14 protein-coding genes are annotated in these 15,271 nt (G+C 38.6%); 6 read left to right on the forward strand and 8 right to left on the reverse strand.

Translation table 11 applies throughout. The features are described 5' to 3' along the window. Positions 1 to 35: 35 nt before the first annotated feature. The 3 genes from dxr to K2N75_RS08965 form a co-directional block, all read right to left on the reverse strand. Complete coding sequence (gene dxr, locus K2N75_RS08955) at positions 36 to 1,175, reverse strand: 1-deoxy-D-xylulose-5-phosphate reductoisomerase (protein ID WP_297681206.1); 1,140 nt, start codon at positions 1,173 to 1,175, stop codon at positions 36 to 38. Beyond that, positions 1,172 to 1,954: a phosphatidate cytidylyltransferase gene (locus K2N75_RS08960; protein ID WP_297681204.1), complete on the reverse strand. Its 783-nt coding sequence runs from the start codon at positions 1,952 to 1,954 to the stop codon at positions 1,172 to 1,174. The genes dxr and K2N75_RS08960 overlap by 4 nt, the downstream gene beginning before the upstream one ends. Before the next feature lie 189 nt (positions 1,955 to 2,143). After that, positions 2,144 to 2,632 (reverse strand): peptidylprolyl isomerase, encoded by a 489-nt coding sequence (locus tag K2N75_RS08965; protein ID WP_297681202.1) that lies wholly within the window; start codon positions 2,630 to 2,632, stop codon positions 2,144 to 2,146. A gap of 73 nt (positions 2,633 to 2,705) precedes the next feature. On the opposite strand from K2N75_RS08965, the gene K2N75_RS08970 reads away from it, so the two are divergent. The 6 genes from K2N75_RS08970 to K2N75_RS08995 all read left to right on the forward strand — a co-directional run bounded on the left by K2N75_RS08970 (position 2,706) and on the right by K2N75_RS08995 (position 9,322). After that, positions 2,706 to 3,452, forward strand: coding sequence for a hypothetical protein (locus K2N75_RS08970; protein ID WP_297681200.1), 747 nt, complete (start codon positions 2,706 to 2,708; stop codon positions 3,450 to 3,452). Positions 3,453 to 3,544: 92 nt separating this feature from the next. Then, positions 3,545 to 6,046 carry a DNA gyrase subunit A gene (gyrA, locus tag K2N75_RS08975; RefSeq protein ID WP_297681198.1) on the forward strand — a complete coding sequence of 834 codons (2,502 nt, stop codon included), beginning with the start codon at positions 3,545 to 3,547 and terminating at the stop codon, positions 6,044 to 6,046. Then, positions 6,046 to 6,474 carry a hypothetical protein gene (locus K2N75_RS08980; RefSeq protein ID WP_297681194.1) on the forward strand — a complete coding sequence of 143 codons (429 nt, stop codon included), beginning with the start codon at positions 6,046 to 6,048 and terminating at the stop codon, positions 6,472 to 6,474. The genes gyrA and K2N75_RS08980 overlap by 1 nt, the downstream gene beginning before the upstream one ends. A 2-nt stretch (positions 6,475 to 6,476) precedes the next feature. After that, positions 6,477 to 7,799, forward strand: coding sequence for a sigma-54 dependent transcriptional regulator (locus K2N75_RS08985; protein ID WP_297681192.1), 1,323 nt, complete (start codon positions 6,477 to 6,479; stop codon positions 7,797 to 7,799). A 10-nt stretch (positions 7,800 to 7,809) separates the two neighbouring features. Next, the gene (locus K2N75_RS08990) at positions 7,810 to 8,835 is read left to right on the forward strand and encodes an aspartate-semialdehyde dehydrogenase (RefSeq protein ID WP_297681189.1); all 1,026 of its coding nucleotides are present in this window, start codon (positions 7,810 to 7,812) and stop codon (positions 8,833 to 8,835) included. 31 nt (positions 8,836 to 8,866) lie between these two features. After that, the gene (locus K2N75_RS08995) at positions 8,867 to 9,322 is read left to right on the forward strand and encodes a low molecular weight protein-tyrosine-phosphatase (RefSeq protein WP_297681187.1); all 456 of its coding nucleotides are present in this window, start codon (positions 8,867 to 8,869) and stop codon (positions 9,320 to 9,322) included. Positions 9,323 to 9,508: 186 nt separating this feature from the next. Here K2N75_RS08995 and K2N75_RS09000 read toward each other — a convergent pair whose 3' ends face one another. The 5 genes from K2N75_RS09000 to K2N75_RS09020 all read right to left on the reverse strand — a co-directional run bounded on the left by K2N75_RS09000 (position 9,509) and on the right by K2N75_RS09020 (position 15,268). Beyond that, positions 9,509 to 10,768 (reverse strand): aromatic amino acid transport family protein, encoded by a 1,260-nt coding sequence (locus K2N75_RS09000; protein WP_297681185.1) that lies wholly within the window; start codon positions 10,766 to 10,768, stop codon positions 9,509 to 9,511. 291 nt (positions 10,769 to 11,059) lie between these two features. After that, on the reverse strand, positions 11,060 to 12,412 hold the full coding sequence (locus K2N75_RS09005) for a major outer membrane protein (protein ID WP_300120401.1): 1,353 nt from the start codon (positions 12,410 to 12,412) through the stop codon (positions 11,060 to 11,062). A gap of 429 nt (positions 12,413 to 12,841) precedes the next feature. Further along, entirely contained in the window at positions 12,842 to 14,152 is a 1,311-nt protein-coding gene (locus K2N75_RS09010) for a hypothetical protein (RefSeq protein WP_297680647.1), read from the reverse strand. Then, positions 14,136 to 14,504, reverse strand: coding sequence for a YkgJ family cysteine cluster protein (locus K2N75_RS09015; RefSeq protein WP_297680649.1), 369 nt, complete (start codon positions 14,502 to 14,504; stop codon positions 14,136 to 14,138). The genes K2N75_RS09010 and K2N75_RS09015 overlap by 17 nt, the downstream gene beginning before the upstream one ends. Further along, positions 14,498 to 15,268, reverse strand: a complete 771-nt coding sequence (locus K2N75_RS09020) for a methyltransferase domain-containing protein (protein WP_297680651.1) — start codon at positions 15,266 to 15,268, stop codon at positions 14,498 to 14,500. The genes K2N75_RS09015 and K2N75_RS09020 overlap by 7 nt, the downstream gene beginning before the upstream one ends. Positions 15,269 to 15,271 lie beyond the last annotated feature (3 nt).

A 15,271-nucleotide genomic window follows, 5' to 3' on the forward strand; every position in this document is an offset into this window, starting at 1 on the left:
TCAATAAATAATGAAGAAAATATCCAATGAAAAAATTAAAGTTTGCGTTTTGTATAATCCCTGACTTCTTCGTCTAAGGCAATCATTTCCTCTTTGCTTTTAAAATGGATTTTATTAAAGGTTTGCATAGAATCTTGCACGATTTGTGTCATTGTGCCAAAAGAAATAGAATCTTGTAGAAAGGCTTCTACGGCAATTTCATTCGCGGCATTTAGCACTAAACCAAGCTTAGGATTCTCTAGTAATGCGGATTTAAGATTCCATAGAGGATAGCGCGCACTTTCAATCTTTTGGAGTTGATAATTTTTGTTTTGAAAGTCTAGTTGCGAAATAATAGAATCCGGGATTGCTTTGTTTGTATGGAAAGAATGCAAAAAAGATTCGGGTAACCCAAGTCCAAGCTGTATTGCATACGCAATAGGTAATTGCATATTTGCATTGGCAAAATGCGCCACAACGCTGCCGTCCCAAAACTCTACAAGGGCGTGAATGTGAGAGTTACGCTCTATTAAAGCATCAATATTTTTGCTTCCAAAGAGCCAATAGGCTTCTAGGATTTCAAAAAGTTTATTTACCATTGTTGCCGAATCAATCGTGATTTTTTTGCCCATTTGCCAATTTGGGTGTTTTAGGGCGTTGAGTGCATTTTGATGTGGAATTTCGCTTAAATCCATATCGCGAAATGCCCCACCGCTTGCAGTTATGTAGAGATTCCTAAAAGGACGAGAGGTTTTAGGAAATCCCAACAAATAGCTAAGGCTAAAATGTTCGCTATCAATGGGAATAATTTTTGAAATATCAATCAATTCCCCGCCAGCCACTAGACTTTCTTTGTTTGCCAAAGCAACTTTTTTGCCACAATGGATTGCGCAAAGTGTCGGTTCTAAACCTAAAAATCCTGTGAGCGCATTGAGGACTAATTTGGATTTAGAATCCAAAATTGCTTGGAGGATTCCCTCTTTGCCGATATAGATTTCCCCTTGAAATTCAGGAGTAATTTTAGGAATATCTTGCGCATCGGCAATCGCAATAGCTTTAGGGCGGTGTTCTAAAATCTGCTTGTTTAAAAGAGAAATGTTTTTTCCTGCGCCTAGCACTTCAATTTCTAAACAGAATCGTTTGGCGATTTCTAAAGCATTGACGCCAATAGAGCCACTGCAACCAAGAATAATCATAGGTTAATCATCTGCAAAAGAGTGTAAAGAATGATGACAGCAAAGAAATAGCCATCAAGTCGGTCAAGGATTCCGCCGTGTCCAGGCAAAATAGAGCCGCTGTCTTTGACGCCTGCTTGACGTTTAAGATAACTTTCGTATAAGTCGCCAAATACGCTTGTAATGCTTGTAATAAATGTGAGAATTAAAGAGGTAAAGAATCCGCAAACTCCAAGCCCAACTAGTGAGCCAATGAGGGTTGCGATTCCAACCCCAACAAGCACTCCCTCTTTGGTTTTATTAGGAGAAGTAGGACAGAAAGCGGAATTGCTAAAAAGTTTGCTTCCTAAGAGTTTGCCTCCAAAATAGGCAAAACTATCCGTAAGCCCTACGATGACAATCAACCAAATGAGGGCGTTAATGGAATTGTCTAAATAGAGTAAATACAAAAAAATAAATGGAATCGTAGGATAAATAAAGGGTAACATTTGCTCTATTGTTCCCTTTTTGGTATAGCTTTGGTATGCACCCAAAAGCACCAAAATACAAAAGACACCAAGCGGGGATTCTAAAAGATAGACGCTTAACCATATTGCAAGCGCAAAGGATAGGAATGGGAGGCTTGGAGTTGTTTTGTTGTAAAGTTTGTAGGACTCATAAAAGCCGATGATAAAGGCTATTCCAAACACTACCCATAGGAGCAAAGGGTGATGAAAGATGATAATCAAGAGGACTGCAACAAGTATAAAAAACGCTGTATAAAGACGCGTTGGCTCAATAAACTTCAAATTTGTAGGCATAAAGATTCCTGAAATTTCTTAAAATTTAATTAATTTAAGCTTAGATTATAACTCAAAAAGCTTTTAAAGTGCTTGAAAATATATTTTATCTTTGTGATTTTTGGGATTCTGCTTGTAAAATCATAGCGTTTTGCGATCAAAAGCATAGAATCGCAAGGGAGCAACCACAGAGGATTGCTGATTTTATGTTTATTCTGCAGAAATGGCGATACTTAGAATCTTATCGTCTTGTTGGATAGAATCTAATACTGCAAGGCTTGCCTTGTCGTTAGGAGCAATTTGCCCAAAGATAGTGTGTTCTCCGTCCAAGTGGGGTTGTGGTGCAAAACAAATAAAAAACTGACTCCCTCCTGTGTCTCGTCCCGCGTGCGCCATAGAGAGTGAGCCTTTGAAATGCTTGTGCGGATTGTTTTCTAATTCGCATTTGATACGATAGCCCGGTCCTCCGCGCCCGCTACCTTCAGGGCAACCACCTTGTGCGACAAATCCACGAATGACGCGGTGAAAAATTAAATGATTATAGAATCCGCTTTGGGCGAGACTTGCAAAATTTGCCACCGTGTTGGGTGCTTCTTTAGGGAAAAGTTTAAATTTCATTTCTCCTTTTTCTGTTGCAATGGTTGCATATTGCATTGAGTTGAGTTCTTCTTGTGTTGGATTAAATTCTTTTAATTCCATTTTTAAATCCTTAGTGTAAAATTAAAGTTTTTATTGTAGTATTTTAAGCATTAAAAATTGCAAAAGGACAAGTATGGCAAAAATTATCCTTATCGTGCTTTTGGCACTTAGCGCGAATGCAAAATATCCGCAATGGCTACAAGATAGCGTCAAAGTCGTTGCAGAGTTTGAACAACCCAATCGGCATATACCAAGCTATGTTGAGGGCTATGGTTTTGTAATAAATCATAATTTAGTCCTTACAAGCGCAAAGATTGTTTTTGACAAGAAAAAAGCAGAGGAGATTACGCTCTACCATACAGAAGTTTTGGGGCAGCCGATTGCTTGTTTAAGCCACGCCAAAATTTTGGCATTAGACGATAATTTGGATTTGGCTGTGCTAGAAGTAGAAAGATTTACTGATATTTATTGCAATGTTTTGCCTACGCCAAATTTTCGCGAATTGAGTTTCAAAAAAACTTATTTCAATCTCTTAAAAGAGCCTATCCAAATTCCATTCAAAACGCTTTTGGAAGAGAATTTGGAGATTTCTTATTTTGGTGAGCAAGATTGGTCAGAGTTTTTGCGCAGTAGAATCCCATTAAAAAGCTTTTTGGATTTCTCTAAAGAAGAAAAAGAAAAAATACTTGGTATGCCATTGTTCATAGAAAATGATTTTTTGGGTTTAAAGGTAAAAGAGTTCCCTAATGCTTCAAGTGAAAGCCTAAAAGTAGGAATCCTAACACACAAGGAGATTCTGGATTTTTTGTGCAAATTAGAAAATGAAACTTTAGTTTTCAAAAATAAAAAGGATTTGAAAGAGTTTTGCAAACAACCTTAAAATAAAAGCAAAATTCCTCGTTCATTAGCAAGATTAAAGTAAAATAAAGATAAAATCGCGAACTTTAAGCAAGATTAAATAAAAGGGAAGGAATGTCAGACCTACTCAATCAAGATATTCAAAATGTTAATATAGAGGATTCCATTAAAGAAAGTTATTTGGACTATTCTATGAGCGTCATTGTGGGGCGTGCATTACCCGATGCAAGAGACGGATTGAAGCCTGTGCATCGTAGGATTTTGTATGCGATGTATGAATTAGGCGTTACTTCAAGAGTTGCCTATAAAAAGAGCGCAAGAATCGTAGGAGATGTCATCGGTAAATACCACCCACACGGAGACACCGCAGTTTATGACGCATTAGTCCGAATGGCACAAGATTTTTCTATGCGTTTAGAATTGGTAGATGGACAAGGAAACTTCGGAAGTATTGATGGCGATAGTGCGGCGGCAATGCGTTATACTGAAGCAAGAATGACACAAGCCGCAGAGGAATTGTTGCGTGATATTGATAAAGACACTGTGGATTTCTTGCCAAACTATGATGACACTTTGCAAGAGCCAGATATTTTGCCAAGTCGCTTGCCAAACTTGTTGATTAATGGTTCTAATGGAATTGCGGTAGGAATGGCAACAAACATTCCTCCCCACCGCGTAGATGAGATTATAGACGCGTTAATTTATTTGATTGACAATCCCAAAGCCTCATTGGAAGAAATTTTGCAATTTATTGAAGGTCCAGATTTTCCAACCGGTGGGATTATCTATGGCAAAAGTGGAATCCGCGAAGCCTATGAGAGCGGACGCGGGCGCATTAGAATCCGCGCGAAAACGCATATTGAAAAAACTAAAACAAAAGACATTATCGTGATTGATGAGATTCCGTATCAAGTCAATAAAGCGCGCCTTGTAGAGCAGATTGCCGAACTTGCCAAAGATAAGGTGATTGAGGGAATCTCTGAAGTGCGTGATGAATCCGACCGCGACGGAATCCGCGTTGTTGTGGAGCTAAAGCGCGAAGCAATGAGTGAGATTGTGCTTAATCATCTCTTTAAATCCACGCCTATGGAATCCACTTTTGGAATCATTTTGCTTGCAATCCACAATAAAGAGCCAAAAGTTTTCACGCTTTTAGAGTTGTTGGAACTTTTTATTTCTCATCGCAAAAGCGTAGTGATTCGGCGGACGATTTTTGAATTAGAAAAAGCCAAAGCGCGTGCGCATATTTTAGAGGGCTTGAAAACTGCACTTGAAAACATTGATGAAATTGTCGCACTCATTCGTGCAAGTAGCGACCCAAAAGTCGCCAAAGAGGGCTTAGTAAGCAAGTTTAATCTAAGTGAGATTCAGGCACAAGCAATTCTTGATATGCGTTTGCAAAGATTAACAGGCTTGGAGCGCGATAAAATAGAGAATGAATACCAAGAACTTTTAAAGGAAATTGCACGATTGAGTGAGATATTAAAAAGTGAAGCGAAATTAAATGCAATCATCAAAGAGGAATTATTAGAATCCAAAGAAAAATTTTCAACGAAGCGAAAAACTGCGATTGAAGAGGATTATGAAAATATTGATATGGAGGATTTAATTCCTAATGAACCTGTGGTTGTAACGATGAGCCATCGCGGCTATGTGAAACGCGTGCCGGTGCGCACTTATGAAAAACAAAATCGTGGAGGCAAAGGAAAAATCTCTGCGAATACGCACGAAGATGATTTTATTGAAAGTTTCTTTGTCTCTGATACGCACGATACAATTATGTTTATTACTAACAAAGGGCAGCTTTATTGGCTCAAGGTTTATAGAATCCCAGAGGCAAGTAGAACAGCAATTGGTAAGGCAGTAGTGAATCTCATTAATCTAAGTTCCGATGAAAAGATTATGGCAACGATTACGACAAAAGACTTTAACGAGGACAAATCTATCGCGTTTTTTACCAAAAATGGAATCATTAAGCGCACCAATTTGAGTGAGTTTAAAAATATCCGAAGTGTAGGCGTCCGAGCCATTAATTTAGATGAAAACGATGAGCTTGTTACAGCAAAAATCATCTATCCTAGCATTAAAGAAATTCTAGTCGTAACTTACGAGGGAATGTGCGTGCGCTTTGGTGTGGAAAATGTGCGTGAAATTGGGCGTGTGGCGCGCGGTGTCACAGCAATCAAATTCAAAATGCCAAACGATTATGTGATTGGCGCAACTACAATCATAGATGAAAATGAAGAGATTTTGAGCGTGAGCGAAAAAGGAATCGGTAAGCGCACAGAAGTGAATGAATATAGAATCACGAATCGTGGAGGCAAGGGTGTGATTGCGATGAAGCTTACAGGTAAGACTGGTAAGCTTGTAGGGGTTGTCAATGTAGATGAAAAAATGGACCTTATGGTGCTTACAAGTAGCGGTAAGATGATTCGTGTAGATATGCAAAGCATTCGTAAGGCAGGACGCGCGACAAGTGGGGTGATTATCGTCAATGTAGATGATGACAAGGTTGTCTCTATTGCGCGTTGTCCCAAAGAAGAAAAGGAATCGGAAGCAAGTGAGGGCGATGAGGGCGAGGAGACAAGATTGCTTGGAGGCGATAATTTAGAATAATGTGGAGGATTCTGTTAGGGATAATGTATTTGACTGCTTTTTGTGAGGCGTCAGAATATATTTTTTCTTATAGAGTTGCAGCAAGAGATAGTATGCTTTTAAACGAAAAATATTATTTTTCTCCTGCAATGGTAAGTGCAAATATTTTGCGTCAAGCAAAGAATCCTTATAAAAAATGCACAATTAGCCACGAGGCAAAAACTGAAAAAGCTTTGCTTCGCGACTATAAAGAGAAAATTTTAGAATGTTTTTTGAATTGGGGAGTGAAGCTAGAAGATAACACGCAAGTGCAGAATTTGCAAGGCAAATCCATAACTTATTTAATGATTCCGCCAACACGCATACAAATAGAGTATGCTGATGGAATCGCAACGATTTACGCACTCACTCGTGATATAAATAAGGCAATAAAAGCAATAAAGGAGTAAAGATGAAATTAGCTATCGTTGAAGATGATATTAATATGCGAAAATCTCTTGAAATTGCATTAGGGGAATACGATGAATTTGAGGTTGTGAGCTTCAAAAGTGCAAAAGACGCGCTTAAAAAGCTTGATGATAGTATAGATTTAGTCATCACGGATATTAATATGCCCCAAATGGACGGCTTGGAGTTTTTAAAAGTCTTAAATGGACGTTATGAGGCGCTTATTATCACTGGGAATGCAACTTTGAGTAAGGCGATTGATTCCATTCGTTTAGGCGTGAAAGATTTTTTGACAAAGCCATTTGAGATTGAAACTCTCGTGGAGGCGATTTTACGCGCTAAAAAAGCACAAGAAGTAATAGCAAAAGCAAGCAAGAAATCACTAAAAGCTGGAAAATCAAACGATAAAATCTCTGAAAATAAGCAGTTTATTGCAAGCTCACCTGCATTAGAAAATTCGCTTAAACTCGCAAATAAAGCTGCCAAAACTGACGCTTCTGTGCTTTTGCTTGGAGAAAGTGGAGTAGGAAAAGAATTGTTTGCAAATTATATTCATCAAAGCTCCCCTAGAGCGCAAATGCCTTTTGTTGCACTAAATATGGCTGCGATTCCAGATAATTTGCTAGAATCTGAACTTTTTGGTTATGAAAAGGGAGCATTTACAGACGCCACAGAGGGTAGAGCTGGGAAGTTTGAAGCAGCCAATGGCGGAAGCATTTTCTTGGACGAAATCGGAGAAATGCCTGCTTCTTTACAAGCGAAGCTTTTGCGTGTTTTGCAAGAAAAGGAAGTCGTGCGTTTGGGAAGTTCAAAGCCTATCAAGGTGGATATTCGCTTCATTGCTGCAACAAATGCAGATATTCAAAAAAAGATTCAAAAAGGTGAATTTCGGGAGGATTTGTTTTTTAGATTGCAAACGATTCCGATTCGTATTCCACCTTTGCGGGAAAGAGCAGAGGAGATTATTCCGCTGTGTGAATGGAAGCTAGAACAAGTAGATAAACAATATGGCGTAGGCAAAAAACATTGGGGAAAGGGAGCGCAAGAACAATTGCTTGCTTATCGTTGGCCTGGTAATATTCGCGAGCTACTTTCCGTGATAGAACGCGCAGCGATTCTGTGCGAGGGAGAGGAAATTATGGTAGAGGATTTGTTTTTAAGCTCTCGTGAGAGTGGAGGCAAAAAGAAAATTGCCAATTTAGAGGAAGAGTTGATTTATGAGGCTCTTAAGGCAAGTGATTCTGATGTGGATAGTGCAGCAGAGTTATTGGGATTCAAAAAAGAATTGCTTTTAAGTAAAATGGAACGTTATAATATCAAACTTTAAAGGAGAAAAAATGAGAAAATTTAACATTGCTGTTGTAGGCGCGACCGGTGCGGTGGGAGAAGAGATTTTTAGAGTTTTGGGCGAGCGCAATTTGCCGATTAACAAACTTGTGCCATTAGCAAGTGCGCGTAGTGTGGGCAAAGAGGTAGAGTTTGGAGAGGAGAGGATTAAAGTCAAAGAGCTAACCCACGAAATCTTTGAAGAAGAAAACATTGAAATTGCTTTCTTTTCTGCGGGTGGAAGCATTAGTGCGGAGTTTGCACCAAGTGCGGCAAAGGCGGGTGCAGTCGTAATTGATAATACAAGTCATTTTAGAATGCAAGAAGATGTTCCGCTTGTCGTGCCTGAAGTCAATCCGCAAGACATTGCTTTATGGGAGAAAACAGGAATTATTGCAAATCCTAATTGTTCTACAATCCAAATGGTGCAAGTCCTAGAGCCTCTGCACAGAGCCTTTGGAATCCAGCGCGTAGATGTTAGCACTTATCAAGCGGTTTCAGGTGCAGGCAAAAAGGGAATGGAGGAGCTTGTAACACAAATGCAAAAATTCTTTGATTTTAGCTTAGAAGAATGCGAGCCAAAGGCATTTCCACACAGAATAGCGTTAAATGTGATTCCACATATTGATGTATTTTTGGGCAATGACTATACCAAAGAAGAAATGAAAATGGTGAATGAAACAAACAAAATTATGCACAGCGATTTTGCGGTAAGTGCAACTTGCGTGCGTGTGCCTGTGCTTAGAAGTCATAGTGAAGCCATTACGATTAAATTTGCGCGTGAAGTGAGTGCTAAAGAAGCACAAGAAGTGTTAAGTAAAGCAGAAAGTGTGGTATTGATTGACAATCCGCAAGAAAAATCTTATCCTATGCCAATTATTGCCACAGATAGAGACGAAACCTATGTGGGCAGAATCCGTGTAGATAATTATGATAAAAGTATTTTGCACCTTTGGTGCGTTGCAGACCAAATCCGCGTGGGTGCGGCAACAAATGCAGTGAGAATTGCACAAAAATGGATTGCAATGCAGGGTTAAGCGGAGGTTTGCAGAGTTTTTAAGGAATCTTATGGCGATTCATTCTATTTTGTTTGTATGTTTGGGAAATATTTGTCGCTCTCCCTTAGCAGAGGGAATCGCAAGAAAGCTTGCAAAAGAAGCGGGATTGTCTTTGCGCATAGATTCTGCCGGAACGAGCGGGTGGCATATTGATGAGCCACCTTGTGAGCATTCTATTATGGTAGGCAAGCGGCACGGGATTGATATTTCTTGTCTTAAAGGGCGCAAAGTCAGTGTGTATGGCGATTTAGAATTTGATTTGATTGTCGCAATGGATAAGCAAAACTATCACGACTTATTGCAGTTAGGTTTTCCACAAGAAAAACTTGCTTTAATGGGAGATTTTGGCTTAAAAGGGCAAGAGATTCCAGACCCTTATTATTTTAAGGATTTAGATGGCTTTGAGAAAGTCTATTCTATGTTAGAAAATGCGATTCGTGAGTTACTGCGTCATTGCGCGGAATGAACAAAGCAAGAGATGAAGCAATCTATAATAAACTAGAGTAATTTTTCATTTTGTTTTTGCGGGCGTTATTTATAACGCGTGGCAATCTATAATAATTTATCTCGCCATTGAATATTTTTTGATTGCTAAAGTTATGGATTGTTTCGGACAAGTCCTCGCAAGGACGAGACGCGGTGTGTCTGCTCCCTACAAGAAAAACTTATAAACAACGCTTGTAATTGTCAAAAGTCCTGTGATAAATACGAATCCGTCCAATAAGGGATTTTTATATTTTTTGAGTTTTCCTACACTCCAAATTGCGATAATGGGCATTAAAAATAAAATCGCCGCAATGATTGGACCTCCCAAATCTTCAATGAAACCCAAAATGCTAGGATTAAGATAGGCAACAAGGATAATTGTAAAATACATAAACAAAGTGCTAAAGATTTTGATACTGCGGAGATTGGGTGCTTCATTGCCACTTAGTTTAATAGCTTTTCTTATGATTCCGTTCAAGCCCTCAAATGCCCCAAAATAATGCCCAAAAAATGAGCTAACAATCGCCAAAAACGCCACAAGCGGTGCTCCTAAAGCAATAATGGGTGTATGGAATTGATTTGCAAAATAAGAAAGAATCGGAATGTTTGCCTCTCTTGCTTTGGCGAAATCCTCCGCATTGAGACACAAAATACAAGAAAAGACAAAAAACATTACAAACACAAGCAGTAAAACTGCAGTGCGAAAAAGAATCTGATTTGCCTTTTCTTGTGAGTTGGGATAGGTTTTGCGCACGCTAAGGGTAAAGGTGGAAATTGCAGGAGAATGATTGAAAGCAAATACAAGCACAGGCAAAGTAAGCCAAACAACTTGGATTAATTCCTCAAAACTCGGCATTTTTTGTAGGGATTCTAGTTTCCAATAGGGAATTAGGTAGAGAGAAAATGCGAAAAGCACTGCACACAAGGGATAGACAAGTGCATTACAAGCTTTGGTAATCGTTTCTACTTTGAATATCATTACTGCCATCATCGCACTAACAAGCACAAAAGCAAGTCCTGCGCGTGCAAGAGGATAAAGCGTCATCGTGTTTGGGTCGTAAAGACTAACAAGATTTAGCTGATGAACGAAAAAACTTGCAAAAGTGTTGGTAATGCCCACCCCATAAGCAAGACAAATAGGATAAATCGCAAAGAAATAAAGAAGTGTGATAAAAAAACTGATTCCGCGTCCCCAATATTCCTCTGCCGCGTGCGTAATATCGTGCTCTGTATTTTTGGATTCATTGACGAAGCGGCTAAGTGCGCGGTGTGAGAGCCACACCATAGGAAAGATGAGAAAGCTCATCAATACCACAGGATAGAATCCCCCAGTGCCTGCGCGAATGGGTAAAAACAATATTCCAGCACCTACCGCAGTGCCAAAAAGCGAGAGTGTCCAACGTGTGTCAAAGTGATTCCATTGCATTTGAGATTCCTTTTGTTTGAAAATAAAAGTTTATAATGCCAAGTAAAAGAAACTGCTTAAAAATTGGAAATTTTGGGATAATTTTGTATTTATTTGGAGATGACGAATGTTTGTGGTGCGTGTCTTTGTGAATATTCTGTAAAAAATGCGTGGCAATCTATAATAATGCAAATAAAACAATGGAATTGTAAAAGAATTAAAAGCAAAAGTTAAAGGAGAAATTTTGGAATGCGGATTTTTCGTGTTGCTCGTAAGATGAGGGAGAAACCCTCATCAAAGAAAGAGGAGAAACTAGAAGCTGTATTTTACTTCTACTCTTGCTCTTGCACGAGTTTCATCGTCGTATTGAGCACCAGATGGAGCGTCAGTCATCAAGTAAGCATAGTAACCACTGATTGTAAGGTTTTTGTTGTGCTTCCAGCTGATTCTTGGAGTGATTTCTTGGAAATCTGTATCTTTAATTGTTGCATTTCCTGAAGTAACTTCGTTGTTACCCCAAACATAATCCAAGCCGATTCTTAGTCTGTTATCAATCATAGAATAACCGATTGCACCATAGAATACGCTGATTTCTTGCTCAGTTCCGAAACCATGCACGCCTGTTGGTAATAATGCAGAAGTGCTGATTCCTGTTGCAGCATTTTGCCACCAGATTGCTCCAGCGTATTTGAATGCTGTGCCATCATCATTAAGTGTAACAGCTGTTCCGTCTTGGAAGTTTGTAACCCAACCAAGTTTTACATCTAGTGGAACATCATATTCTTGAGCGAAGTTTGCACCTAAGTTAAGAACAAATAAGTCGTTTGCTTCTGCAATGTTTGATTTTATTTGAGAAGTCGCAGCAGGACCATGTAATACACCCAATACAGAATCCGAATCATTATTTAATGAAGCAATTGCATATTGTAATGCAACATCAAAGGTAGCATTATTCCAGCTTAATTCACCAAATCCTAGTGCATCTACTGCATCTTGGATATAGAATCCCCAAAGTTGAGCACCAAAGTGTCCATAGTCTGTATCTACACCATAAATACCTGCTAGAGCATAAAGAGGTTTAGTTACAGAACCACCTGTGTTATCACCTGTGAGATAGCCTTTTTGAACATCATCAATACTCCAAGAGTCAAATGCACCTGCTGCAAAAGTGAAGCCTTCTAAGTCGCTGTTTAGAACTAGGATACCTGTTCCTCTATCGTCATCACCCGCATTTGTTACAGGAGTAGCTAATCTTTGCTTACCAATGATAACAGTTGTAGCTGTGCTATCAGGAGTAATCACTGCATTAAAGGTGCTTACACCAAAGCTTCCGTCTTTACCTGAACCAAAACCAGTGCCTAAGCCACCTGTTCCTTGAACATTATTTTGCTCATTGTTGTAAAGAATCCCGAAGTTGAATGCAACATTATCTGCCACAGGAGCTTTGAAGTCTGCTACTGCTTTCCAGCGGTGAGTGTTTGTGTCATCTCCACCATCTTTTTTAGCGAAGCCTTTATTTTCATAGTAATCACTGTTGTAGCGGTATCTTAAGTAACCACTAACATCAATTCCTTTAATTGCATCTTCTAAAGGTTGAGCAAAACTTGCAGTAGAGAATGCACCCAAAGCAACACTTGCTGCTAAACTTAATTTTAGAAATTTCATTTTAATCTCCTTGATTGAATTTCGAAATTACAATCTGATTTCAAACCAAAAGTGAAAAATCTGAAACGAATGTTTCACTTTCCCTAATTGATTGTCAATCAAATAACCTCAACTTTGACTTTAGGTTAGAATTCAGCCAAAGCTAAAAAATATTTTATCATAAAAAATAAAAAATGCAAAGTATTCTGTGCAATATTTTTTTGAGTTTATATAATAAAGATTACAAAATTTAATATGATAATAATTCCTCTACTGCGTCATTACGAGGAATGGAACGACGAAGCAACCCAAAATGTAAGAATCTCGCTTTTTAAGATTCCATTGTAAAAATTAATTTGTGCTAGATTATGGATTGCTTCACTGCGTTCGCAATGACGCGCAAGGGTAAGGAGGATTTGAGAGAACGCACAAAAGAATAAATAATAAAGATTATTTGTGTAAGCAATGTGCAATTTGTTTGTAATGTGCGTTGATTTCTGATTCTTTTTCGCGTTCCTCTGGTGTGATTTGTTCTATAATTTCCTTTGCTTTGGTACAATCTTTGAGCTTGTAGTATCCCCACGCTAGAGAATCCAAATAATAGGTATTTTGTGGTTCTTTTTCTAGTGCGAGTTGTACATATTGCATTCCCTCGTGGATTCGTGTAGAATCCTTAAAATCGTGCTCAATCATCAAATACCCTAAATAATTCCAATAAAGCGCGTCATCTAAGCTTTGGGCGGCGGTTTTTAAGTCGTGTTCAATTTCTATTAATTTAGCGCGTGGGTGGGATTTGAGGTTTTCGTAACTCATCATTGCATAGTAGGCAAGATAGTTTAAATCGTGCGTGTTTTGATAAAGTAATTTCGCCTGCTTGATACTATTTGAAAAGTCTTTTTGGAGGCGATAGACTTCCAATAAAATTTCATCGCGGGAGTCAATTTTGGGGTTTTGTAGTAAAAATGCTTTGGCTAAATCAAGCCTTTTGAGTCTGAAATATAGCTCTAATGTGAATTTTGCATAATTTTGGTCGCCTAAAGCTGTGTAGAGATTCGTATAAATTCGCGCCGCTTCAAGATAGTTTTTGGATTCTGTGTAAATAATCGCAAGTTTTTCGCCGATAAGCTTAGAGATTCCGTGTATTCGGATATGTGTTTCATAAAGTGTAATGGTTTTTTGCGGTTCTCGTAAAAAAATCAGATAAATTGCCCCTAATTTATCTAAAATCATTTCGTTTTGCGTGAGTGCATAGGCGTGATTTAGTGTTTGGGCTGCGCTTTTGAAGTCCTCACGTAAGAAATAAACAGAAGCAAGCGTTTCGTAATTTTGCGCACTTTTGTTATAAGAGATGAGAATTTTTGCTTCCTTTAATGCTTCATCAAGGCTTTTTGTGCTTGTAAGAATCCCTACCAATGCGCCGCGCACATCGTCGTCTTTGGGGTATTTTGCTAGATATTCATACGCTTGTTTTTTGGCATTTTCAAAATCTTGTTGTGCGACTAGAATCCCTAGAATCTCTTTTAGATAGCTTTTGTCAGGGCGGATTGCGTAAGCTTTGGCAAAGGATTCTTTGGCATTTTGTAAGTCTTGCGTATCTAGTGCCGCATAACCTTGCATAATATAAATGTCTTCCTCATTTTCTGGAAAATTTGTATTCAAAAAAGAGAATTTAAAATCATTTGTCCTAAGACAACCCACAAGACCTAAAACTAAGAGTAAAACAATACTGAAACTTATCAAAAGTTTATTTTTTGACCACACCGATACATTCCTTTAATAAATCTGTCCATTCTTCTTTGTAGCAATCCCAAAAAGGGAATCGGACGCATTGCGCAGGACGCTTTGGGTAGATTTGACATCTGCCATTTTTAAAAAATACGCAAGAATATGCGCCATTGCTTTCTAAAATCTCGCATAAAGAATAGCGATAGCCAACTTTTTTGACAAATTTTTGACAAAATGTGTCAAACTCTAAGCCTAAAAATTGTGCGATTCCTTGTATTTCTTGCGGTGTTACAAAGATATAGCCCGCTTCTCCTGTGCAACATTTGCCGCCGCATTGTTCGCATTTGCTTGAATCAAAGCCAAAGGGAAAGTCCGAATCTTTTAACATTTGATACTCCAAGTTTTGGCTTTTTTGTAAATCCCAAGCACTTCTTGCGTGAAATCTAAGTCAATATGGGTAACTAGCGGAGGCAGAATCTTGCATTGACTTTTGGAATTTTTTTTGCAACGACACAATACCAAAGTTGCGCTTTTATCTAGCTTTGGATAAACAAAACGCAAGCAAATTGGACGCATTTTGTAAGAATGTAACACATTAAAAAGATGAAAAATCGCTTTTGCGTCGTAGCAAAAGATAAATTCTCCTGTGGGTTTGAGCAGGGAATTGACTTTGCGAGCAAAATCTAAAAAGGGCAAGTTTTGGGCATAACGCGCGCTAAAAATATCAGAATTTTGGGACTTCACCACTCCATCGTGATAAAAGGGAGGATTGCTTAAAATAATGTCAAAAGCCGCTTGGGTTGTAGAATACGTTTTTTGGGATTCTATACTTTGGGATTCTGCATTTTGGGAATTTACGCTTTGGGTGGGTTGGGAGTTGAAATCGTATTCTAAAAAGTCCGCACAAATCAAATGTGCTTGGGTGTGATTTATGCGCAGATTGTGAGCGCAAAACTCTGCCATTTTAGGATTTTTTTCTATCATTGTTAATTTGCATTTGGAATCTCTTGCGCACAATAAACCCAACACTCCACAGCCCGCGCCAACTTCTAGGAGATGATGACGCATTTTCAAAAAAGGAAGTGCGAAATCATAGAGAAATAATGTATCGCTGTTGTAACAATAGCCATTTTTGGGTTGATAGATTTGCATTTG

The sequence above is a fragment of the Helicobacter sp. genome, from assembly GCF_029067145.1.
Taxonomy (GTDB): Bacteria; Campylobacterota; Campylobacteria; order Campylobacterales; family Helicobacteraceae; genus Helicobacter_D.